Origin of the sequence: Achromobacter sp. RTa (genome assembly GCF_000757485.1) — a bacterium.
Classification (GTDB): Bacteria; Pseudomonadota; Gammaproteobacteria; order Burkholderiales; family Burkholderiaceae_B; genus Achromobacter.
Genome location: NZ_JPYO01000045.1, coordinates 523,701 through 545,957, shown reverse-complemented (window position 1 = coordinate 545,957; position 22,257 = coordinate 523,701). Strand labels below are relative to the sequence as shown.

General features: G+C 68.1%; 21 protein-coding genes. 11 read left to right on the top strand and 10 right to left on the bottom strand.

The genetic code is table 11. The features are described 5' to 3' along the window. Position 1: 1 nt before the first annotated feature. Entirely contained in the window at positions 2 to 823 is an 822-nt protein-coding gene (locus tag JL37_RS26830; protein ID WP_043548057.1) for a glucose 1-dehydrogenase, read from the bottom strand. Between the two features lie 233 nt (positions 824 to 1,056). Between JL37_RS26830 and JL37_RS26825 the strand changes: the two genes are divergently transcribed. Then, positions 1,057 to 1,959 (top strand): NAD(P)/FAD-dependent oxidoreductase, encoded by a 903-nt coding sequence (locus JL37_RS26825; protein ID WP_043548055.1) that lies wholly within the window; start codon positions 1,057 to 1,059, stop codon positions 1,957 to 1,959. Positions 1,960 to 2,028: 69 nt separating this feature from the next. On the opposite strand, the gene JL37_RS26820 is transcribed toward JL37_RS26825, so the two are convergent. The 6 genes from JL37_RS26820 to JL37_RS26795 form a co-directional block, all read right to left on the bottom strand. After that, entirely contained in the window at positions 2,029 to 3,759 is a 1,731-nt protein-coding gene (locus JL37_RS26820) for an ABC transporter substrate-binding protein (RefSeq protein WP_043548054.1), read from the bottom strand. A 130-nt stretch (positions 3,760 to 3,889) separates the two neighbouring features. Further along, the gene (locus JL37_RS26815) at positions 3,890 to 4,198 is read right to left on the bottom strand and encodes a DUF2160 domain-containing protein (RefSeq protein WP_043548053.1); all 309 of its coding nucleotides are present in this window, start codon (positions 4,196 to 4,198) and stop codon (positions 3,890 to 3,892) included. Between the two features lie 21 nt (positions 4,199 to 4,219). Then, complete coding sequence (locus JL37_RS26810) at positions 4,220 to 5,032, bottom strand: carbohydrate ABC transporter permease (RefSeq protein WP_043548051.1); 813 nt, start codon at positions 5,030 to 5,032, stop codon at positions 4,220 to 4,222. Continuing rightward, the gene (locus JL37_RS26805; protein ID WP_043548050.1) at positions 5,025 to 5,915 is read right to left on the bottom strand and encodes a carbohydrate ABC transporter permease; all 891 of its coding nucleotides are present in this window, start codon (positions 5,913 to 5,915) and stop codon (positions 5,025 to 5,027) included. The genes JL37_RS26810 and JL37_RS26805 overlap by 8 nt, the downstream gene beginning before the upstream one ends. Beyond that, entirely contained in the window at positions 5,912 to 7,000 is a 1,089-nt protein-coding gene (locus JL37_RS26800; RefSeq protein WP_043548049.1) for an ABC transporter ATP-binding protein, read from the bottom strand. Before JL37_RS26800 ends, JL37_RS26805 begins: the two co-directional genes overlap by 4 nt. After that, entirely contained in the window at positions 7,000 to 8,094 is a 1,095-nt protein-coding gene (locus JL37_RS26795; protein WP_043548048.1) for an ABC transporter ATP-binding protein, read from the bottom strand. Before JL37_RS26795 ends, JL37_RS26800 begins: the two co-directional genes overlap by 1 nt. Before the next feature lie 210 nt (positions 8,095 to 8,304). Between JL37_RS26795 and JL37_RS26790 the strand changes: the two genes are divergently transcribed. Both JL37_RS26790 and JL37_RS26785 read left to right on the top strand, forming a co-directional pair. Continuing rightward, positions 8,305 to 9,096: a DeoR/GlpR family DNA-binding transcription regulator gene (locus JL37_RS26790; protein ID WP_013394120.1), complete on the top strand. Its 792-nt coding sequence runs from the start codon at positions 8,305 to 8,307 to the stop codon at positions 9,094 to 9,096. Between the two features lie 5 nt (positions 9,097 to 9,101). Then, on the top strand, positions 9,102 to 10,697 hold the full coding sequence (locus JL37_RS26785) for a glycerol-3-phosphate dehydrogenase/oxidase (protein WP_043548259.1): 1,596 nt from the start codon (positions 9,102 to 9,104) through the stop codon (positions 10,695 to 10,697). A 231-nt stretch (positions 10,698 to 10,928) separates the two neighbouring features. On the opposite strand, the gene JL37_RS26780 is transcribed toward JL37_RS26785, so the two are convergent. The 3 genes from JL37_RS26780 to JL37_RS26770 form a co-directional block, all read right to left on the bottom strand. Beyond that, complete coding sequence (locus JL37_RS26780; RefSeq protein ID WP_043548046.1) at positions 10,929 to 11,528, bottom strand: HD-GYP domain-containing protein; 600 nt, start codon at positions 11,526 to 11,528, stop codon at positions 10,929 to 10,931. Positions 11,529 to 11,657: 129 nt separating this feature from the next. Continuing rightward, on the bottom strand, positions 11,658 to 12,338 hold the full coding sequence (locus JL37_RS26775) for a type 1 glutamine amidotransferase domain-containing protein (protein WP_043548045.1): 681 nt from the start codon (positions 12,336 to 12,338) through the stop codon (positions 11,658 to 11,660). After that, positions 12,335 to 13,384, bottom strand: a complete 1,050-nt coding sequence (locus JL37_RS26770) for an NADP-dependent oxidoreductase (protein WP_043548044.1) — start codon at positions 13,382 to 13,384, stop codon at positions 12,335 to 12,337. The genes JL37_RS26775 and JL37_RS26770 overlap by 4 nt, the downstream gene beginning before the upstream one ends. Positions 13,385 to 13,548: 164 nt before the next feature. Between JL37_RS26770 and JL37_RS26765 the strand changes: the two genes are divergently transcribed. The 8 genes from JL37_RS26765 (at position 13,549) to JL37_RS26730 (ending at position 22,255) form a co-directional block, all read left to right on the top strand. After that, positions 13,549 to 14,265: a TetR/AcrR family transcriptional regulator gene (locus tag JL37_RS26765; RefSeq protein WP_043548043.1), complete on the top strand. Its 717-nt coding sequence runs from the start codon at positions 13,549 to 13,551 to the stop codon at positions 14,263 to 14,265. A 2-nt stretch (positions 14,266 to 14,267) separates the two neighbouring features. Continuing rightward, positions 14,268 to 15,233, top strand: coding sequence for an HlyD family secretion protein (locus JL37_RS26760; protein WP_043548042.1), 966 nt, complete (start codon positions 14,268 to 14,270; stop codon positions 15,231 to 15,233). Continuing rightward, a complete protein-coding gene (locus tag JL37_RS26755) occupies positions 15,230 to 16,192 on the top strand; it encodes an ABC transporter ATP-binding protein (RefSeq protein ID WP_043548041.1) in 963 nt (320 codons plus the stop codon). The genes JL37_RS26760 and JL37_RS26755 overlap by 4 nt, the downstream gene beginning before the upstream one ends. Then, the gene (locus tag JL37_RS26750; RefSeq protein WP_043548040.1) at positions 16,189 to 17,334 is read left to right on the top strand and encodes an ABC transporter permease; all 1,146 of its coding nucleotides are present in this window, start codon (positions 16,189 to 16,191) and stop codon (positions 17,332 to 17,334) included. The genes JL37_RS26755 and JL37_RS26750 overlap by 4 nt, the downstream gene beginning before the upstream one ends. An 18-nt stretch (positions 17,335 to 17,352) precedes the next feature. Continuing rightward, on the top strand, positions 17,353 to 18,819 hold the full coding sequence (locus JL37_RS26745) for an efflux transporter outer membrane subunit (RefSeq protein WP_369798632.1): 1,467 nt from the start codon (positions 17,353 to 17,355) through the stop codon (positions 18,817 to 18,819). 151 nt (positions 18,820 to 18,970) lie between these two features. After that, complete coding sequence (locus tag JL37_RS26740) at positions 18,971 to 19,687, top strand: response regulator transcription factor (RefSeq protein ID WP_043548039.1); 717 nt, start codon at positions 18,971 to 18,973, stop codon at positions 19,685 to 19,687. An 80-nt stretch (positions 19,688 to 19,767) separates the two neighbouring features. Then, the gene (locus JL37_RS26735; RefSeq protein WP_043548038.1) at positions 19,768 to 20,250 is read left to right on the top strand and encodes a YbaK/prolyl-tRNA synthetase associated domain-containing protein; all 483 of its coding nucleotides are present in this window, start codon (positions 19,768 to 19,770) and stop codon (positions 20,248 to 20,250) included. Positions 20,251 to 20,275: 25 nt separating this feature from the next. After that, a complete protein-coding gene (locus tag JL37_RS26730; protein WP_231570437.1) occupies positions 20,276 to 22,255 on the top strand; it encodes an FUSC family protein in 1,980 nt (659 codons plus the stop codon). Positions 22,256 to 22,257 lie beyond the last annotated feature (2 nt).

Here is a 22,257-nt window from a genome sequence, read left to right as displayed (position 1 = left end):
CCTAGCCCGCGCCGCGGAATTCGGGATACAGCGTCATTCCACCGTCCACGAACAGGGTCGTGCCGGTAACGTAGTCGGACGCGTCGCTGGCCAGCCAGACCGCCGCGCGCGCCACGTCCTCGGGCTCGCCGATGCGGCCGTAGGGGATGAGCTTGAGCAGATTGGCCAGGCTGTCGGGCGTATCCCAGGCGGGCCGGTTGATGGCGGTGCGAATGGCGCCCGGGGCGATCGAATTCACCCGGATCCTGGCGGGAGCCAACTCCTGGGCCAGCGATTTCATCAGCAGCGAGACTCCGCCCTTGGACGCCGCGTAGTTCACCTGGAACGCCCAGGGGATGACCTCGTGCACCGAGCTGATGAAGAGGATGTTGCCCTGAGCCAGGCCTTGCCGCGCCGGATCCGCCGGCTGCGCGTCGAAGGCCCGGGCCGCGGCCCGGGCGCACAGGAAATGGCCGGTGAGATTCACGTCGATCACCCGCCGCCAGTCAGCCAGCGTCATGTCGGCAATGGGCGAAGGATGTTCGATGCCCGCATTGTTGACCAGGATGTCCAGCCGCCCGAAATGCCCGACGGCCTGTTCGAACAGATGGTCCACCTCGGCTTCGCGGCTGATGTCGGCCGCCGCGGCCACGGCCTCGCCGCCCTCGCGCTGGATATCCTCCACCACGGCGGCGGCGCGGGCCTGCGAGTCGCCGCCTGCCCGGTGATTGACCACCACGCGCGCGCCCGCCATCGCCAACGCGATGGCGGTGGCCCGCCCGATGCCGGACGACGCGCCGGTAACCAGCGCAACGCGCCCTCGTAGGTCTGAACCTTGCAGCATGCCGCCTCCTGCGCGGCAGGCGCGGCAGGCGCCGCCGCTCGGTGTACGTGCCAATCAGGTTAGTCCCGCCCTCCCGATGGCACAACCCCGATGCGAAACACCGTTTTACATAGGCGGCGGGCATGCCGCGCCGGGGTCACCAAAAAGATACTTATGAAGTTGCATGAGAAGCGGATTACACCCTATCATGAAACTTATAAAGTATCTTGATAATCCTTTCCGGGAAACTCTTCATGACTTACGACGCCCTCATCGTCGGCGGCAGCTTCGCCGGCCTTTCCGCCGCCCTGCAATTGGCGCGCGCCCGGCGGCGCGTCCTGCTGATCGACTCTGGCCTGCCCCGCAACCGCTACGCGGCCCACGCGCACGGCTTCCTGGCCCAGGACGGCAGGCCGCCCCGCGAAATCGTGCAGCAGGCGCGCGCCCAGCTCGCGCGCTACCCCACCGTCACCTTCCTGGACGAGGAAGCCTTGCAGGCCGACGCCGTGCGTGACGGCGGCCCTTTCCGCGTCGTGCTGGCCGGGGGCCGGGAAGCGCTGGGCCTGCGACTGATCCTGGCGACCGGCCTGCGCGACGAGCTTCCGCCTCTGGCCGGCCTGCAGGAACGCTGGGGCCGGACCGTCCTGCATTGCCCCTATTGCCACGGATATGAAAACGCCGGCCGGCCGCTCGGCGTGCTGGCGGCGCATCCCTTGTCCGCGCATCAGGCCGCGCTGCTGCCGGATTGGGGGCCGACCACCTATTTCACGCAGGGCGAATTCGAGCCCGACCCGGAGCAGGCGGCGCTGCTTGGACGCCGCGGCGTGCGCATCGAACGCACGCCCGTCGTCGAATTGATGGGAGCGGCGCCCGCGCTGGACGCCGTCAAGCTGGCCGACGGCCGCCGCATGGCGATCCAGGCCCTCTTCGTGGCGAGCAGGACGCATATGGCGAGCCCGCTGGCGATGCAGCTGGGCTGCGCGTTCGATGAAGGCCCGCTGGGTCCGGTCATCCGCGTGGACGCGCTCAAGCAGACGACCGTCGCCGGGGTGTTCGCCGCAGGCGACGCAGCCATCCCCATGAGCAATGCGACCCTGGCCAGCGCTTCCGGCGTGATGGCGGGCGTATGCGCGCACCGGTCGCTCGCGATCGGGTGACACGGAGCGCGGCGGCCCGCCATGAAAAAACGCCACGTCTCCGTGGCGTCTTTCCTGGCTGCGGGGCGCTTACCTGACCTTGCCTTCCTTCCAGGCGGCCAGCAGCTTTTCATAGGGAATGGTCTCGCCCTTGGGCTTTTCGTTGGCGAGCTTCTTCCACGGCGCGTGCTGATCGGACAGCCATTTGGAGGGATTGCTCTTGGGATTCAGCTTGGGCGCGCACTGCGCCATCCCTGCCCGCTCCAGCCGCGCCATGACCTGGTCCATCTCGTTGGCCAGGTTGTCCATGGCGGCCTGCGGCGTCTTCTCGCCCGTCACCGCGGTGGCCACGTTCTTCCACCAGAGCTGAGCGAGCTTGGGATAGTCGGGCACGTTGTTGCCGGTGGGAGTCCATGCCACGCGCGCCGGGCTGCGGTAGAACTCGATCAGGCCGCCGTAGTTCGCCGCGTTCTTGGTGAAGAACTCGCTGTTGATGTCGCTGTCGCGGATGAAGGTCAGCCCGGTGATGGACTTTTTCAGCGACACCGACTTGGACGTCACGAACTGCGCGTAGAGCCAGGCGCCCGCCATCTTATCGGGGTTGGTGGATTTGAAGAAGGTCCACGAGCCCACGTCCTGGTAACCGTTCTGCATGCCGTCCTTCCAGTACGGGCCGTAGGGCGACGGGGCCATGCGCCACTTGGGCGTGCCATCCTCGTTGACCACCGGCAGGCCCTTCTTCGTCATGTCGGCGGTGAACGCCGTGTACCAGAAGATCTGCTGGGCGATCTGCCCCTGGGCGGGCACCGGGCCCGACTCCGAGAACGTCATGCCCATGGCCTGCTGCGGCGCGTACTTCTTCATCCAGTCCACGTACTTGGTCAGGGCGTAGACCGCGGCCGGGCTGTTGGTGGCGCCGCCGCGGGCGACGGAAGCGCCCACCGGCGTGCACTTGTCGTCGGCCACGCGTATGCCCCACTCGTCCACCGGCATGCCGTTGGGCAACCCCTTGTCGGCGGCGCCGGCCATGGACAGCCAGGCATCGGTGAAGCGCCAGCCCAGCGACGGATCCTTCTTGCCGTAGTCCATGTGGCCATAGACCTTCTTGCCGTCGATCTCCTTGACGTCGTTGGAGAAGAAGTCGGCGATGTCTTCGTAGGCGGACCAGTTGGTGGGCACGCCCAGCTCGTAGCCGTACTTGGCCTTGAACTTGTCCTTGAGGTCCTGGCGCGCGAACCAGTCCGCGCGGAACCAGTAGACGTTGGCGAACTGCTGGTCGGGCAGTTGGTAGAGCTTGCCGTCGGGCGCCGTGGTGAACTTGGTGCCGATGAAATCCTTGAGATCCAGGTTCGGATTGGTCCATTCCTTGCCTGCGCCCGCCATGTAGTCGGACAGCGGCAGGATGGCCCCGTAGCGGTAATGGGTGCCGATCAGGTCCGAATCCGAGATCCAGCCGTCGTAGATGGACTTGCCGGACTGCATGGAGGTCTGCAGCTTCTCGACGACGTCGCCTTCCTGGATCAGGTCGTGGTTGACCTTGATGCCGGTGATCTCCGTGAAGGCCTTGGCCAGCGTCTTGGACTCGTACTCGTGCGTGGTGATGGTCTCGGATACCACGTTGATTTCGTTGACCCCCTTCGCCTTGAGCTTGGCCGCGGCGTCGATGAACCACTTCATCTCGGCCATCTGCTGGTCCTTGGACAGCGATGAGGGTTGGAACTCCGAATCGACCCACTTCTTCGCTTCCGGCTCGCCGGCCCATGCTCCCGACGTTCCGATCAGGGCGATAGCGGCCGCCATGGCGTGCATGCGCAATTTCATGACCTGTCTCCTCGATAAGCCTTCCCCAATGTTTGCTGCGGACCGCTGGCCGGGGAAGACGCTGGCCGATAGTCCTTCCACACCGCTTGCATCATCGAGGGGTCTGCGCCCCTCTTCAGCCCTTCTTCATTCAGCCCTTCTTCATGATGAACGCCAGCAACAGCATCGACGCGGCAAATCCGATCCACACCGAGGGCGGCTCGTCCAGCGACAGCCATTCGGCCGCCTTCTCGCCCAGGCCCACGAACGCCAGGTTGACCCAGGCCGCGGCCATCAGGCCGATGAAAAGGCGGTCGCCCCGGGTGGTGCGCAGGGGCAGGAAGCCCTTGCGCTCCACCGTGGGCGATTTCAATTCCCACACCGTCATGCCGATCAGCATCAGGACGACGCAGGTAAAGAACACGGCGACGGGGGTGGTCCAGACCATCCAGCTGAACATGGGGCAGCCCTCCTTGCGGCGCTATACCCGGCCCATCGCGAAGCCCTTCGCGATGTAGTGCCGCACGAACCAGATGACGATGCCGCCGGGCACGATGGTCAGCACGCCCGCCGCGGCCAGCACGCCCCAGTCCATGCCCGAGGCGGACACGGTGCGGGTCATGGTGGCGACGATGGGCTTGGCGTTGACCGAGGTGAGCGTGCGCGCCAGCAGCAGTTCGACCCAGCTGAACATGAAGCAGAAAAACGCCGCCACGCCCACGCCCGACTTGATCAGCGGCAGGAAGATCGTCAGGAAGAAACGCGGGAACGAGTAGCCGTCGACGTAGGCCGTTTCATCGATCTCGCGTGGCACGCCGGACATGAAACCCTCAAGGATCCACACGGCCAGCGGCACGTTGAACACCAGGTGCGCCAGGGCCACGGCCAGGTGGGTGTCCATCAGGCCGAACGAACTGTAGAGCTGGAAGAACGGCAGCAGGAATACCGCGGGCGGCGTCATGCGGTTGGTCAGCAGCCAGAAGAACACGTGCTTGTCGCCGATGAAGCGGTAGCGCGAGAACGCATAGGCCGCGGGCAACGCCACCGCCAGCGAAATGACCGTATTGATGACGACGTAGATCAGCGAGTTGATGTAGCCCGAGTACCAGGCCGGATCCGTGAAGATGGTGCGGTAGTGCTCGAAGGTGAAGTCGCGGGGCCAGAACGTCAGCGTGCTGACGATCTCGGTGTTCGTCTTGAACGACATGTTCAGCATCCAGTACAGCGGCAGGATGGCGAAGACGAGGTACAAGGCGAGGAAGGCGCCGCGCCACCAGGTGTTGTTCTCACGCATTTGCGCGCTCCTCGTCGAAACCGCCGGTGGTGCCGGCGCGCTGCATCCAGTTGTAGAGGATGAAGCACAAGAGCAGGATGATCAGGAAGTAGATGATGGAAAATGCGGCTGCCGGCCCCAGGTCGAACTGGCCCACGGCCTTCTGCGTCAGGTACTGCGACAGGAAGGTGGTGGCGTTGCCCGGCCCGCCGCCCGTCAGCACGAAGGGCTCGGTGTAGATCATGAAGCTGTCCATGAAGCGCAGCAGCACCGCGATCATGAGCACGCCGCGCATCTTGGGCAGCTGGATGTACCGGAACACAGCCATGCGCGAAGCCCCGTCGATGCGCGCGGCCTGGTAGTAGGCGTCCGGGATGGCGCGCAGGCCGGCGTAGCAGAGCAAGGCCACCAGCGGCGTCCAGTGCCAGACGTCCATGATCAGCACGGTGACCCAGGCGTCCATGTCGTTGCCGGTGTAGTTGTAGTCCACGCCCAGCCACGACAGCGTGGCGCCCAGCAGGCCGATGTCGGTGCGGCCGAACACCTGCCAGATGGTGCCCACCACGTTCCAGGGGATCAGCAGCGACAGCGCGATGATCACCAGCACCGCGGAGGCCCGCCAGCCCGCGGCCGGCATGGACAGCGCCAGCAGGATGCCCAGCGGGATCTCGATCGCCAGCACCGCCAGCGAAAAGCCGATCTGGCGCAGCAACGCGCCATGCAGCTCTTCGTCCTGGAGCACGGCGGCGTACCACTCCGTGCCGACGAACACGCGGCGATCGGGCGAAATGATGTCCTGCACCGAATAGTTCACGATGGTCATCAACGGCAGGATGGCCGAGAACGCTACGCACAGCACTACGGGCAGGACCAGGAACCAGGCCCGGTGATCTATGGGTTTCATCGGATCAGCTCCTCGTCGCGGTAGAAGCAGGTGTGCGGATTGAGCACGGAAAGCCAGACGGTACCGCCGGCCGCGGCCGGAACGGCGCCGTTACCCAGCCGGGCGCGCACCGGCGTGCCCTCGTAGTCGGCCACCAGCAGCGTGTAGGTGCCCACGTCCTGCACCCGCTCGACGCGCATGGGCACGGCGCCGGCCGCGTCCGGCTCGGCCAGGCGCAGGTATTCGGGGCGTACGCCCAGTTTCACCGGCCCCGCGCCGGCCAGCCTTGCCGCCATGTCCTCGGGCACGCCCGTCACGCGCCTCCCGCCCACCTCCAGCGCGCCGTCGCGCCATTGCGCCGGCAGGAAGTTCATGCCGGGCGAACCGATGAAATGGCCCACGAAGGTATGCGCCGGCCGCTGGAACAGGTCGTCCGCGGTGCCCACCTGCACGGCCCGGCCCCGCGCCATCACCATGACCTGGTCGGCGAAGGTCAGCGCCTCGGTCTGGTCGTGCGTGACGTAGATCAGCGTCAGCTTGAACTCGTGGTGGATCTCCTTGAGCTTGCGGCGCAATTCCCACTTGAGCTGCGGATCGATCACGGTCAGCGGCTCGTCGAACAGGATGGCCGACACGTCGCTGCGCACCAGGCCGCGGCCCAGCGAGATCTTCTGCTTGGCGTCGGCCGTCAGGCCGCTGGCCCGGCGGTCCAGCACGGCGGACATTTCCAGCATCTCGGCGATGCGGCCCACCCGCTCGCGGATGCGGTCCGGCGCCATGCCGCGGTTGCGCAGGGGGAATGCCAGGTTCTCGGCCACCGTCATGGTGTCGTACACGACCGGGAACTGGAAGACCTGGGCGATGTTGCGCGCCTGCGGCGTCTTGCCCGTGACGTCCTCGCCGTCGAACAGGATGCGGCCATGCGACGGCCGCAGGAGCCCCGACACGCAGTTCAGCAGCGTGGTCTTGCCGCAACCGGATGGCCCCAGCAAAGCGTAGGCGCCGCCGTCCCGGAACGTGAACTTCAACGGCAGCAGCGCGTAGTCTTCGTCCGTCCGGGGATCCGCGACGTAGGAATGGGAAAGGTCCAGCTCGATTTGCGCCATCAGGCCGTCTCCCCCGCGCCCGCCGGCTGCCGCGGCGCGGCCAGCAAGGCTCCTTCCGCCCCGAAGGCGTAGGTCTGGGCGGGATCGAAGTACAGCTGCACGCGCTCGTCCAGCGTATAGCGGTGGACGCCGGGCAGTTGCGCCACCACGTCGCCCGCCGGCGTCTCCGCGTGCACGAACGTGTCGGACCCGGAAATCTCCGCCAGCTTCACGACCCCGGGCAAGCCCAAGTGGCCGGGCCGGGGTTCCACGTCCAGCGCGCCGGCCCGCAGGCCCGCTGTGATTGCCCCGCCATCTTCGCCCGCGCCCTGCGGCAGCGCGCGCCGCACTTCCACGTCTCCTTGCAGCAGGAAGCCGTCAGCCGTTTGGCGCGCGGCGAACAGGTTCATGGGCGGATCGCTGAAGGCGCGCGCCACGCGCAGCGAATTCGGCCGGTGGAAGACCTCCGCGGTCGGCCCGTATTGCAGGAGCTCGCCGGCGTCCAGCACCGCCGTGTGCCCTCCCAGCAACAGCGCCTCGCCGGGCTCGGTGGTGGCGTAGACGACCGTGGAGCGCCCTTCGGCGAACAGCTCGGCCAGTTCATCGCGCAGTTCTTCGCGCAACTTGTAGTCGAGGTTGACGAGAGGCTCGTCCAGCAGGATGAGCGGCGCGTCCTTGGCCAGGGCCCGGGCCAGCGCCACGCGCTGCTGCTGCCCTCCCGACAGCTCCGAGGGATAGCGTTCCAGCAGGTGGTCGATGTGGAGCCGGGCCGCCATGGCCCGCACCTTTTCGGATATGCCGCCCGCGCCGCGCAGCTTCAGCGGCGAGGCAATGTTGTCGTAGACCGACATGGACGGGTAATTGATGAACTGCTGATACACCATGGCGACATTGCGCTGGCGCACCGGCACGCCGGTGACGTCCGCGCCATCGGCCAGCACCCGGCCTTCGGTGGGCCGGTCCAGCCCGGCCATGATGCGCATCAGCGACGTCTTGCCCGCCAGCGTCGCGCCCAGCAGCACCGTCATGGCGCCCTCGACCGGAGCGAGGCTCATGGGATACAGGTGGGTTTGCGAACCGGCCCGCAAACCTACCCCGTCCAGGTTCAGCTGCATCTGATCTCCTCTACCTACTAATGCGTCCCTATTTGTTTAATCCGGACTTCGGTATTCGGTACAGCGGCTCGACCTGCGTCAAGCGAACGACAGGATGAGCATACTCTTTCAGATAGCTTTCGTTTTTTGTGCGTTTTACTAAAGAAGCGAACAAAAAACAATCTTGCAGCGCGTCATTATTTTTCGCTTTTGTTGTTTTATGATGTGAACATGACACTGAATCCCCGACAGAGCGCCCTGATCGAAATGGTGCGAGCCCAGGGCTCCGCCTCGATCGAAGAGCTCGCCAAACGCTTTGACGTCACGCTGCAGACCGTGCGGCGCGATGTCAATATTCTTTCGGAAGCCGGATTGCTTTCGCGCTTCCACGGCGGCGTGCGCATTGAAGCGTCGACCATCGAGAACATCGCCTACCGCAAGCGCCAGGGCCTGCACGCCGCCGGCAAGCAGCGCATCGCCGAGGCGGTGGCGCGCGCCGTGCCCGACGGCTGTTCGCTGATCCTGAACATCGGCACCACCACCGAAGCCATCGCGCGGGCGCTGCTGCGCCATCGCGGCCTGCGCGTCATCACCAACAACCTGCACGTGGCGGACATCCTGTCGGACAATCCCGACTGCGAGGTCATCGTCGCCGGGGGGGTGGTGCGTTCGCGCGACCGCGGCATCGTGGGCGAAGCCACTATGGATTTCATCCGCCAGTTCAAGGTGGACATCGGCCTGATCGGCATCTCCGGCATCGAAGCCGACGGCACGCTGCGCGACTACGACTTCCGCGAAGTGCGCGTCGCGCGGACCATCATCGAGCAATCGCGCGAAGTCTGGCTCGCCGCCGACAGCAGCAAATTCAAGCGCCAGGCCATGGTGGAACTGGCGCACATCTCCCAGATAGACCGGTTTTTCACCGATGCGCATCCGCAGGAGCCGCTGGCGCAGGTCCTGCTGGACGCCGGCGTGCGCTGCGACGTCGCCGCGGCGCCCAATACTTTGAAGCAAACACCTTGACCTCCATGAACTCCTCCCCCGCCTCCGTCGCTCCGCCCGACCGCAACCGCCTCCTGGCCACGCTGGACAACACGCACTCCTGGGATGTGATCGTCATCGGCGGCGGCGCCACGGGCCTGGGCACCGCGGTCGACGCCGCGTCGCGCGGCTACCGTACGCTGCTGATCGAAGGCGCCGACTTCGCCAAGGGCACCTCCAGCAAGGCCACCAAGCTGGTGCACGGCGGCGTGCGCTACCTGGCGCAGGGCAACGTCAGCCTGGTGCGCGAAGCCCTGCATGAACGCGGGCTGCTCAACCGCAACGCGCCGCACCTGGTGTGGCCGCTAGGTTTCGTCGTGCCCGCGTACAACCTGCTGGACCAGCCCTTCTACGGCGTCGGCCTGAAGATGTACGACATGCTGGCCGGCAAGCTGAACCTGTCGCCCAGCCGCTGGCTGTCCCGCCGCGACACGCTGGCCAACGCGCCGACGCTGGCAGAAAGCGTGAACGGCCGCAAGCTCAGGGGCGGCGTGCTGTACTACGACGGCCAGTTCGACGACGCACGCCTGGCGGTCAGCCTGATGCGCACCCTGTTCGACCTCGGCGGCACGGCGGTGAACTACGTGCGCGCCACCGGCCTGACCATGACGGGCGGCAAGGTGGACGGCGTGACGGCGCAGGACGCGATCGGCGGTTCCTCCTTCACGCTGCGCGCGCGCTGCGTGGTCAATGCCACCGGCGTCTGGGTCGACGCGGTGCGGCGCATGGAAGACAAGAACGCGCAAACCATGGTCGCTCCCAGCCAGGGCGTGCACCTGACGCTGCCCCGGGATTTCCTGCCGGGCAACCGCGCCATCCTGATTCCCAAGACCGACGACGGACGCGTGCTGTTCGTCGTGCCCTGGAACGGCCATACCATCGTCGGCACCACCGACACGCCGCGCAACGATCTGCCGCTGGATCCGGAAGCCGGGGCGCAGGATGTGGACTTCATCCTGGGCACGGCGGCCCGCTACCTCAGCCGCAAGCCCACGCGCGACGACGTCACCAGCGTCTGGGCGGGCCTGCGTCCGCTGGTGAAGGCCACCGGCGAAGCGTCCACCAAGACCTTGTCGCGGGAGCACACGATCCTGGTGTCCAAGGCCGGGCTCGTGACGGTAACCGGCGGCAAATGGACGACCTACCGCCGCATGGCGCAAGACGTGGTGGACACCGCCATCCAGCACCAGTTGCTGACGCAGGCCAGCTGCCGCACCGAAACGCTGCCGCTGCACGGCGCCGCGGGCCTGGCCCCGTCGCAGGAGCACGCGGGCACCCCGGACAGCTACTACGGCAGCGACCTGCCGGCGCTGAAGGCGCTGCCGGGCGCGGAGCGCATGCTGGTCAAGAGCAGCGGGCTGTCCGAAGCCCACGTCCGTTTCGCCGCGCGCTTCGAACTCGCGCGCAGCGCCGAAGACGTGCTGGCGCGCCGCAACCGCGCGCTGTTCCTGGACAGCGAGGCCGCGATGCTGGCCGCCCCCGAAGTGGCGCGCATCCTCGCGGAGGAACTCGGGCACGACGCCGCCTGGCAGCAGCGCACGCTGCAGGACCTGCAAACGGTGGCAGCGCATTACCGACTGTAGGACGGGTGCAGCGCGTTACCGACTGTAGGACGGGTGTAGCGCGTTACGGACTGTAGGACGGGTGTAGCGCGAGAGTTCTTGGGCTAGAACGCAGGCATCCAGCGCGCGTAACCCGTGCGGCTGCAATAAGCAGCTCTCCGGCCGATGCGGACAGGGTCCGCTCAAGCCCGCATGGGTTGCGCGCGTTGGGCAAATGCGCCTTTTTGTCGATGATTTCGCGCGACACCCAACCTACGGCACCCTCAAAGGGCTGCTGTGGATCATTCGCTCGAAAGCGCGCAGGAGTTGCGGGTCGCACTTGGAGCCGGACTCTCCGGCCAGGATGCGCATGATTTCCGCGTGCGGGCGCGCGGGATGATAGGGCCGGGCGTCGCCCAGGGCGTCGTAGGAATCCGCCAGTGAAATGATGCGCGCGTGCAGCGGAATGCTTTCGCCGGCCAGGCCGCCTGGATAGCCGGAGCCGTCGAAATGCTCGTGGTGGTGCCGCACCGCGAGCGCGACCCGATCGCGCTGCGGAATCGCGCTGTGCATGATGATGTCGGCGCCGGCGGCGGCATGCCCCTTCATGATCTCCCAGTCCTCCCCTTCCAGGCGGCCGGGAGAGAACAGCACGCGGTCCGGCGTGGCGATCTTGCCGATGTCGTGCAGCCTGGCCGCGATGGCGACCGCTTCGTGTTCAGCCTCGGGCAGGCTGCACGCCTGGGCCAGGGCCACGCTCAGGTCCACCACTCGATTGCAATGGCGGCCGGTGGCCGGGTCGCGCGCGCGCATGGCGGCGAACAGCGCCTCCACACAGCAGCCATGGGAAAATTCGGGTACGTCTGGAGGCATCAGGACTAGGCGCGCGGGGCGGCATGGCGCCGCGCATGTTTCAAAAAGCCGCGATTCTGACACATTGCCGTGCCATTCCTGCCAATCTGATCGCACTCCACCCGAGCGGCCGTGAACCGGACGCCCTCATCAGTTCTTCAGCCGCTCCAGCAGGGCTTGCGCCACGCCCACCGACGAAGCCGGATTCTGGCCAGTGATCAGCAGGCCGTCGCCGACCACGTGCGGCTGCCAGTCCGGGCCGCTGGAATACAACCCGCCCAGCTTCTTCAGCTCGTCCTCGACCAGGAAAGGCACCACGTCGCTCAACTGCACCGCGGCTTCTTCCGCATTGGAGAATCCGGTGACCTGCCTGCCCTGCACCAGCGGCTTGCCATCCGCCGTCATGGCGTGGCGCAACACACCGGGCGCATGGCATACCGCGGATACCGGCTTGCCCGCTGCCAGCATGGTTTCTATCAGCGAAACCGACTTCGGATCCTCCGCCAGATCCCAAAGCGGGCCGTGGCCGCCAGGATAGAAGACGGCGTCGTAATCGGCCGCCTGCACCTCGGCCAGCCTCCGCGTCGAGGCCAGTAGCCGCTGGGCTTCGGCGTCCTGGCGGAAGCGTCGCGTGTCGTCGGTCTGGGCGTCGGGATCATCGCTCTTGGGGTCCAGCGGTGGCTGGCCGCCCGCGGGCGAGGCCAGCGTGATGCTGGCGCCCGCATCGACGAAGGCGTAGTACGGCGCGGCGAACTCCTCCAGCCAGAAGCCGGTCTTGCGGCCGGTGTCGCCCAGGGTGTCATGGGAAGTCAGCACGATCAGGATATTCATAGCGCATTCCTTTCATCCGGGCCGACGCGCACGATGCGCTTGCCGGCGTTCTCGCCCCTGAGCAGCCCGATCAGGCCGCGCGGCGCATTCTCCAGCCCTTCCACCACGTCTTCGCGGTATTTGACGCGGCCTTCCCGAACCAGGACTTCCATCGCCTGGCGGAACTCGCCGTACCGGTGGGCGTATTCATTGAAAATGATGAACCCCTGGACCTTCAGGCGCTTGGTCAGGATGGCGCGCATCAGCAGCCCGAGGCGATCGGGCCCCTCGGGCTGGGTAGTCGCGTTATAGGCCGAGATCAGGCCGCAGACCGGAATGCGGGCCCGTGGATTCAGCAGCGGCAGCACCGCGTCGAAGACGGCGCCGCCCACGTTCTCGAAATACACGTCGATCCCTTGCGGCACCGCCCGGGCCAGGCGGCCCGCCAGATCGGGCGCCTTGTGGTCCAGGCAGTCGTCGAAGCCCAGCTCGTCGACCACATAGCGGCATTTGTCCGCGCCGCCCGCGATGCCCACGACCTTGCAGCCGTGGATCTTGGCGATCTGCCCGACCACCGCGCCCACAGCCCCGCTGGCAGCGGCCACCACCACGGTTTCGCCCGCCTTGGGCTGCCCGATGTCCAGCAGGCCCATGTAGCCGGTGAAACCCGGCATGCCCAGCACGCCCAGCGAATAGGAAGGATGCTCGGGATCCGGGCCCAGGCGCAGCAGGCCGGCACCGTCCGACAGCGCGTAGTCCTGCCAGCCGGATTGCGCAAGCACCCACTCGCCCGGCTTGTAGTCGGGGTGGCTGGAAGCCTCGACGCGCGTGACCGTGCCGCCCACCATGGGCTCGCCGACCTTGACGGGCTCGGCGTAGGACGGCGCATCGCTCATGCGCCCGCGCATATAGGGATCCAGCGACAGATATACGGTGCGCAGCAGCACCTGGCCCGGGCCGGGCTGCGGCACCTCTGCGGTTTCCAGACGGAAGTCGCTGTCCGAGGGCTCGCCGTGCGGCCGGGCGGCAAGCACGATGCGGCGGTTGATCGAAGACGATTGCGGCATGACGGTCCAGCCTCCTGCGAAAAGCCGCCCGGGCCCGGCGGGCGGCGCCCGGTTGGCGGCATGGGGAACCGCCCCATTACACCATCGTTGTCCGCGGCCTCGGGTTGTAACCCTGGCGGGTGCCCCCCTTTTAATTAATTAATAATTTAATTAAGATATGCCGCATGAACCCCGTGCCCCCTCCTCCCCCCCGTCGGCCCGGCCGGCCCCAGCGCCCCGACAACGCGGCCGTCCGCGGGCAACTGCTGGACCTGGCGACCGACCTGTTCGCTGCCCGCGGGGTGGCGGCCACCACCATTTCCCATATCGCGCAGCAGGCGGGTGTCACGCCGGCGATGGTGCATTACTACTTCAAAAGCCGCGACCAGCTGATCGACGCGGTCGTCCTGGAGCGGATCGTGCCGGTCATCGGCTTTGTATGGTCATCCGTGCCGCTGGCAGAAGGCGCCGCCCGGATTCCGGCGCCCGACCCGGCCGCCGCGGCCCGCGCCTTCATAGCCGACATCGTCGGCCGCCTGGTCCAATGCGCGGCCCAGCGGCCCTGGCTGCCCTCCCTCTGGCTGCATGAAGTGGTCAATGAAGGCGGCCAGCTGCGCGAGCGCGTGCTGCGCCATCTGCCCTCCGACCGCCTGCACGCCTTCGCCGGCCTGATCGCCGACAGCCAGCGCCAGGGCGCCATCACTCCCGGCGTGGAGCCGCGCCTGGTGTTTCTGTCCATCCTGGGCCTGACCCTGCTGCCCCTGGCCACCTCCTCCCTGTGGCGGCGGGTGCTGCAGGGCGACGCCCAGGCCCAGTCCATCGATACCCAGACGATCGCGGCACACGCCATCGCCATGCTCACGGGCGGCCTGTTCTCGCCGTCCGCCCCATCAGGACGCTGATCATGCGCATTCCTTCCGCCCTGAGTCTCTCCCTGTCCGCCGCCGCGCTGCTCCTGCCGCTTGGCGGCTGCGGCAATGACAACGGCGCCTTCTTCCAAGGCTATGCGGAGGGCGATTTCGTCTATGTGGCCTCGTCCGAAGCCGGGCGCCTGACCGAACTGCCGGTACGTCGCGGCCAGCAAGTCGAGGCCGGCGCGCCGCTGTTCGCGCTGGACGCCGAGCGCGAAACCGCCGCCCGCAACCAGGCCAGCGCGCAACTGGCCGCGGCCGCCGCCCAGCTGGAGGACATCGCCACCGGCAAGCGTCCGGCGGAAGTGGATGTCACGCGCGCGCAGCTGGCGCAGGCCGAGGCCGCCAGCCGGCGCTCGGCCACGCAGTTGCGCCGCGATACGGAACAGTTCCGCATCGGCGGCATCGCGCGCTCGCAGCTGGACGACAGCCGTGAACAGGCCCGGTCGGATGCGGCGCGGGTGCGCGAACTGAAGGCCCAACTGGACGTGGCCGCCCTGCCCGGCCGCGACGACCAGCGGCTCGCCCAGGCCGCGCAGGTGGAGGCCGCCCGGGCGGCGCTGGCCCAGGCGGACTGGACGCTGGCGCAGAAGCGCCAGGCCGCGCCCGCGGCGGGGCTGGTGTTCGACACGCTGTACCGCGTGGGGGAGTGGGTGCCCGCGGGCAGCCCCGTCGTCAGCCTGTTGCCGCCGGGCAATATCAAGGTGCGCCTCTTCGTGCCGCAAGCGGCGCTGGGCGCCTTGAAGGTAGGACAGCAGCTCATGGTCAGCTGCGACGGCTGCGGCGCCCCCATCCCGGTGCGCGTCGATTACATCTCCACCCAGGCCGAGTACACGCCGCCCGTGATCTACAGCCGGGAAAGCCGCGGCAAGCTGGTCTACATGATCCAGGCCCGGCCCACGCCCGAGATGGCGCCCAGATTGCACCCGGGCCAGCCCCTGGAGGCCGTGCCGCAATGAACGCTCCGCCCGCCCGGCAGGACGCCGCCAGCCCCTATGTCATCGACGTGCAGGGCCTGAACAAGCGCTTTGGCGACAAGCACGTCGTCAACGACGTATCGCTCCAGGTGCGCGAGGGCGAGATCTTCGGCTTCCTGGGCCCCAACGGCAGCGGCAAGACCACCTGCATCCGGCTGATGTGCGGATTGCTTACCCCGGACTCGGGCAGCGGAACCTGCATGGGCTACGACATCCTGCGCGACAGCGAGCAGATCAAGCGGCACGTGGGCTACATGACGCAGAAGTTCTCGTACTGGGACGACCTGACCATCCGCGAGAACCTGGATTTCGTCGCGCGGATGTACGGCATGCCCAAGCGCCGGGAAACCGTAGACCAGGCCCTGGAAAGCCTCGGGCTGCAGAGCCGATCCGGACAATTGACCGGTTCGCTGTCGGGCGGCTGGAAGCAGCGGCTCGCGCTGGCCGCTTGCCTGCTGCACCAGCCGCGCCTGCTGCTGCTGGACGAGCCTACAGCCGGTGTGGATCCCACCGCGCGGCGCGACTTCTGGGAACAGCTGCACGAGCTGGCGGCGCGCGGCATTTCGGTGCTGGTCAGCACGCACTACATGGACGAGGCCGAGCGTTGCCACAAGCTGGCGTACATCTCGTACGGACGGCTGCTGACCCAGGGCACGGCCGAAGACGTCATCGCCGAGCAGCGTCTGACCACCTGGGCGATCCGCGGCCACAACCTGGTGCCGCTGGCCCAGCGCCTGCGCGGCGCGCCGGGCGTGGACCAGACGGTGGCCTTCGGCTCCGCCCTGCACATCAGCGGCCAGGACGCGGCGCTGCTGGAACGCACGCTGCAAGACGCCATCGCCGGCCAGGACCTGAGCCTGGAACGCATCGACACCAGCCTGGAGGACGTCTTCATCTACCTGATGAAGCGTTCCACCGACAACTTCGCGAGCCCGCCATGATCCGCCGCCTGCAAGGATTTTCCTGGTCGCGCTGGTGGAGCATGGTGCTCAAGGAGTTCCTGCAGCTGCGCCGCGACCGCATCACCTTCGGCATGATCGTCGGCATGCCCATCATGCAGCTGGCCTTATTCGGTTATGCCATCAACACCGATCCCAAGCAGATGCCCACCGCCATCATCGCGGCGGACCACAGCCCGTTCACGCGCAGCTTCGTCGCGGCGATGAAATCGTCCGATTACTTCCGCGTCACCGAAGAGCTCGACAACGAAGAGGCCGGGCGCGCCGCCCTGGCGCAAGGCCGGGTGCTGTTCGTGCTGACCATCCCTCCGGACTTCACCCGCAGCCTGCTGCGCGGCGAGCGTCCGGCCCTGTTGATCGAGGCCGACGCGACCGATCCGATGGCCACCGGGCTGGCCATCGGCGCGGCCACCCAGCTGACGCAGGCGGTGGCGGCCAAGGACCTGACGGGCCCGCTGGCCGGCCTTGCCGGCGGCCAGCCGCCTTTCGAGGTGCGCGTGCACAGGCTCTACAACGAAGAACAGATCTCGCAGTACAACACCGTGCCGGGCCTGATGGGCGTGATCCTCACGATGACGCTGGTCATGATGACGGGCCTGGCCATGACGCGCGAACGCGAACGCGGCACGATGGAGAACCTGCTGGCGATGCCGGTGCGGCCGCTCGAAGTGATGACGGGCAAGATAGTGCCCTATATCGCGATCGGGCTGATCCAGGCCAGCATCATCCTGCTGGCCGCGCGCTTCGTCTTCCATGTGCCGTTCCAGGGTTCGCTGCTGAGCGTGTACCTGGCCTCGCTGCTGTTCATCGCGGCCAACCTGACGGTGGGCATCACCCTGTCGTCGCTGGCGCAGAACCAGTTGCAGGCCATGCAGCTGACCATGTTCTATTTCCTGCCCAACATCCTGCTTTCGGGCTTCATGTTCCCATTCCTGGGCATGCCGGTGTGGGCGCAATACCTGGGCAATCTGCTGCCGCTGACGCATTTCAACCGGCTGATCCGCGGCATCCTGCTCAAGGGCAACGGCTGGTGGGACCTGTGGCCCAGCATCTGGCCGCTGCTGCTGTTCACCGTGGTCGTCATGACCGCCGCCGTGAAGTTCTACCGCCGCACCCTGGACTGACCCGCCATGTCCCGCCCCATGCCTACGCCCCTCCCCTCCGCCCTTGCGCCGCGGCGCCTGGCCCTTCTGGTGCTGAGCGCTCTGCTTGCGGGCTGCGCCGCCGGACCCGATTTCCACCGCCCGGAGGCGCCTGAGGTCGACGCCTACGTGGCCCCTGCGGAGGCGGCACCGTCCTCCGGCGGGCAGCAGCTGGTGGCCGGCGCCGACATCCCCGCCCAATGGTGGCGACTGTTTCGCTCCGAGGCGCTGGACGGCCTGGTGCGGCAGGCGCTGCAGGCCAGCCCGACGCTGGAGCAGGCCCGCGCGCGCCTGCGCCAGGCAGGCGAAGAGCTGAACGCGGAAACCGGCGGGCGCCTGCTGCCTTCGGCGGACGGCAACCTGTCCGTGGCGCGGCAGAAAGTGGATCCTTCGGCCTTCGGCGTGCCTGTGGTCGAGCAGCCCGCGCCCTTCACGCTCTACAACGCATCGGTCGACGTGTCCTATACGCTGGACGTGTTCGGCGCCAACCGCCGCGCGCTGGAAGGCCTGGGCGCCCAGGTGGACTACCAGCGCCACGAACTGCAGGCCGCCCGCATGTCGCTGGCCGCCAACGTGGTCACGGCCGCCATCCGGCAGGCCGACCTGAGTGAACGCCTGGAAGCCACGCGCGAACTGCTCGCGGCCCAGGTCCGGCAGCGGGACATCATGCGCCAGCGCCTGCACGCGGGCGGCGTGTCGCGGGCCGACCTGAGCAACCAGGAGTTGCTGGTGGCGCAGACGCGCGCCACGCTGCCGCCCCTGGATTACCAGCTGGCGCAGGTCACGCACCAGTTGGCGACCTACCTGGGCCAGCCGCCGGCCGCTCTGCGCCAGGCTCCCTTGCGGCTGGCGGACCTGACGCTGCCCGCGGACGTGCCCACCGGCGTGCCGTCCGCTCTGACGCGCCAGCGCCCAGACGTCCTGGCCGCCGAAGCGCTGTGGCACCGGGCCTCGGCAGACCTCGGCGTGGCCACGGCCAACCTGTATCCGCAATTCACGCTGACCGCCAGCTTCGGCTCGCAGCGCACCCGCGCCGGAGACCTGTCCAACGGGCTGAACGTATGGAACCTGGGGCTTGGGCTGACCCAGCCGCTCTTCCATGGCGGCGAGCTGCGGGCACGCCAGCGCGCCGCGCAAGCCGCGTACGACGCGGCGGCGGCGGCCTACCGGCAGACGGTGCTGGATGGTTTCCGCCAGGTCGCCGACGCCCTGCGCGCATTGCAGACCGATGGCGACGCGTTCCAGGCGCAGGACGACGCCTGGCGCCGGGCGGATGAGGCCGAGCGCATCGCGCAAGGCCGCTACGGCGCGGGGGGCATCAGCCACCTGAACCTGCTGGACAGCCAGCGGCAGCTGCTGCAGGCACGGATCGCGCGCATCGCCGCCGATGCCGCGCGCTACGCCGACACCGCGGCCCTGCTGCAGGCGCTGGGCGGAGGCTGGTGGAACGAGGCGCCTGCCCCCTGAGGCGCTCCCGCGCACCACAACGGTGCGCTTGGCGCCCGGCGCGCGCCCATGTCCGAGAATTCGGGCCGGAAAGTAGTGTTGAGCGAGGTTTAGGAAATCGCTGTATCCGTAGCATCATGCAAGTGCTTATGCTGCACAGACACAACGATTCATGAATGACTTACTAGACTTGATCGTCTTCTCGCCCGATGCCGGTCAACGCAAGCGCCGTAGCGGCTCCCTGGCTGGAATGGGCTTCTCGCCCCGCCAGTGCGAAGATTCCAACGCCCTGTTCCGCCTGTTCCAGGCCCACCGCACTCCATTGCTCGTGATGGAAGCCGAACTCTCCGATCTCTGCATGGCAATCGCGGGCCTGCGCGCCATGGACACCACCGCCGGCATCATCGCCATTTCCAGCTTCGACTCCCCCGAAAACCGTATCCTGGGCCTGCATTGCGGCGCCGACGCCTGCTTCCAGGCCGATGTGGGCACGCCGGAGATCGCGGCGGCGCTGCAAGCCCTGGTGCGGCGCATGCCCCCTGTGGGCCGCCGTCCGGCCGCCGAGCCGGAAGCGCGCCCGTCCGCGCCCGCCGAACCCGCGGGCAAATGGCAATTTCACGACGCCGCCTGGACGCTGGTCAGCCCGCAGGGCGCGCGGCTGCCCCTGACCCAGGCCGAACGCGAATTCCTGCTCAAGCTGACGGCCACCGCGGACAAGCGCCTGCCGCGCGGCGATTCGCCCGGCGCGGACCCGCAGGGCGGCCGCGAATCCGTACGCCGCACCGACGTCGTGGTCAGCCGCCTGCGGCGCAAGGCGCAGGACGTCAACGTGGAACTGCCGATCCGCACGGTCTGGGGATGGGGCTACGCCTTCACCGGAGACATCTAGGAAGCCGCCGGGCGGCGTATCATGCGGCGTACGGCGCCGACTCCCGGCGCCCGCCCGATGCCTTACGACCGCGCCCCGCCATGGAAGTCTTTGAACGCCTGCAAGCCTTGCTCGCCCAGAACCGGGCCCGCTACCGCCTGCTCGAACACCCCGCCGCCGGCCGTTCCGTCGAAGTCGCCGCCATCCGCGGCACCGAGGTCAGCCAGGGCGCGAAGGCGCTGGTCTGCCGCGTGAAGATATCCTCCAACCAGCGCAAGAACGTGCTGGCGGTCTTCCCGGCCGACAAGCAGGCCGACCTGGACGCCATCGCCCGCGCCGCCGGCGGCAAGAAAGCCTCGCTGGCGTCGCAGGACCTGGCGCGCGAGCTGACCGGCTGCGAGATCGGCGCCATTCCTCCCTTCACCTTCAATCCCGACCTGCACCTGCTTGTGGATCCCAGCCTCCGGGAGCGCCACGACGAGATCGTATTCAACGCCGGCCGCCTGGACGCCTCCATCCTCCTGAATACGGAGGATTACTTCCGGCTGGCGGCGCCCGACGAGGCGCCGCTGATCAAGGCCTGATCCCCAGGCGCGCCATGAGGCCACCGTGTCCCGCCCACCGATGAGCCCCGGCGCGCGCACCTCGAACATGCGCTGGCTGATGAGCCTGGCGCACATGGAGCCGTCTCCGGTCAGCCGCTGGGTGGCGCTGCGCGCCGCCCTGGCCATCGGCCTGCCCGCCGCCGCGGGCCTGGCGCTGGACCAGAGCGCCGCCGCCGCGTTGGTTTCGCTGGGCGCGCTACCGGCCATCACCGGAGACAATGGCGGCCCCTACCGCAACCGCGCGCTGTCCATCGGGTCGACCGTATTCGGCGGCGCGCTGGGCTATTTCCTGGGCAATCTGGTTTCGGGGCACGGCCTGTGGACCGCCGGCGCGATGACGCTGCTGGTCCTGGCTGCCAGCCTCGTCGGCACCTTCAACAACATCGCGGCTGTCGCCACGCTGCAGTTCGCCGTCTATGTGATCGTGGGATCGAGCCTGACGTCATCCCTGCCGCCCTGGCTGCCCTCGGTGCTGGTGGGCGCCGGCGGCCTGTTCGGGCTGGCGCTGACGCTGTCGGGATGGGTGGTCAACCCCATCGCGCCGGAACGCGCCGCGGTGGCCATGGCCTACCGCAGGCTGGCTGCGATGTTCGCGGCCATCGGCACCTCCCGGACCATGAGCGCCAGGCGCGACATGGAAGCCGCCATGACCACCGCGTACGACACCGTGCTGGCGGCCCGGGGACGCGCGGGCGGCCCGTCGCCCCGGCTGGCGCGGCTGGCCGCGCAACTCCAGGCCTGCACGCCGCTGACCAATGCCGCCTTGGCGCTGGCCCGCGCCGGCCGCGTGCTGCCGGCCGACTGCGCGCGCGTCATGAACCGGCTGGCGGACCGCGTGGAAAACGATGCCGTGCCCGATCCCCGCGACGGCATCGCCACCCTGCGCCGCGCCGGCATGCCGCAGTTGGCCGACGCCCTGGAGCAGGCGCAGCCGCTGCTGGACGGCGGCAAGCTGAGCGAGGCCGACGCTTTCGCCGACCTGCCGCCCGCGCGGCCGCGCACGCCCTGGCGGGTGCTGGCTCGCACCTACCGGCCGGGGCCGACCACGGTGCGCTATCTGGTCCGGCTGGGCCTGTGCCTGATCGCCGCCGAAGTGGTGGCGCATGCCGCCTCCCTGCCGCGTTCCTACTGGGTGCCGCTCATCGTCGTCGTGGTGTTCAAGCCCAACTTCGGTTCCGTGTTCGCGCGGGCGCTGCAAAGCTGCGCGGGCAGCGTGATCGGGGTGGCCATCAGCGCAACCGTCCTGGCGCTGGACCGCAACGGCATCGTCAGCCTGCTTACCGTGGCCGCGCTGGCGTCCCTGCTGCCCTGGTCCATACGCCGCAACTATGGCCTGTTCTCGGCCATCCTGCTGCCCATCCTCATGCTGCTGATCGGCGCCCTGCAGCCCGGTAGCTGGCCCATCGCGCTGGCCCGGCTGATCGACGTCGGCGTGGCGGCGGCCATCGTGCTGCTGGTCGGATACCTGCCCTGGATACGCATCGAGCGCAACAACCTGGACAACGCGGTCTCGAACGCCATGGACACGCTGGCGGCCTACCTCAATACCGTATTCCAGGCCGATTCCGCGAGCCGGCACAGCCTGCGCGCCAGCGCCTACGCGCGCCTGTCGGACTTGCGCGTGGCGCTGCAGCGCGGCCTGTCGGAGCCCCGCCTGGTCAGCCGCCGCGCGCTGGCCTGGTGGCCGGTCGAGGTGGCCCTGGAACGCGTGGCCAACGCCATCTCCGACACCGCGTGGTCCGCGCCCGACGGCCTTGCCCCGCCCACCGCCGCGCAACTGGCGCAGCTGGCGGGTAGCCTGCACGAAATGAGCCTTGCCGTCGGCCAGGGCGCGCCCATGCCGACCGCCGCCATCGTCTCGCCCTCGCCCGCCCTGCGGGACGTGGCCGCCCAGATCGAAACCCTGCGCGCGACGCTGGCCGGCCCGGATTTCGCGGCCGCGCCCGTCCACGCGGCTCCCGACAAACCCGCCAACCAGGTCTGAAC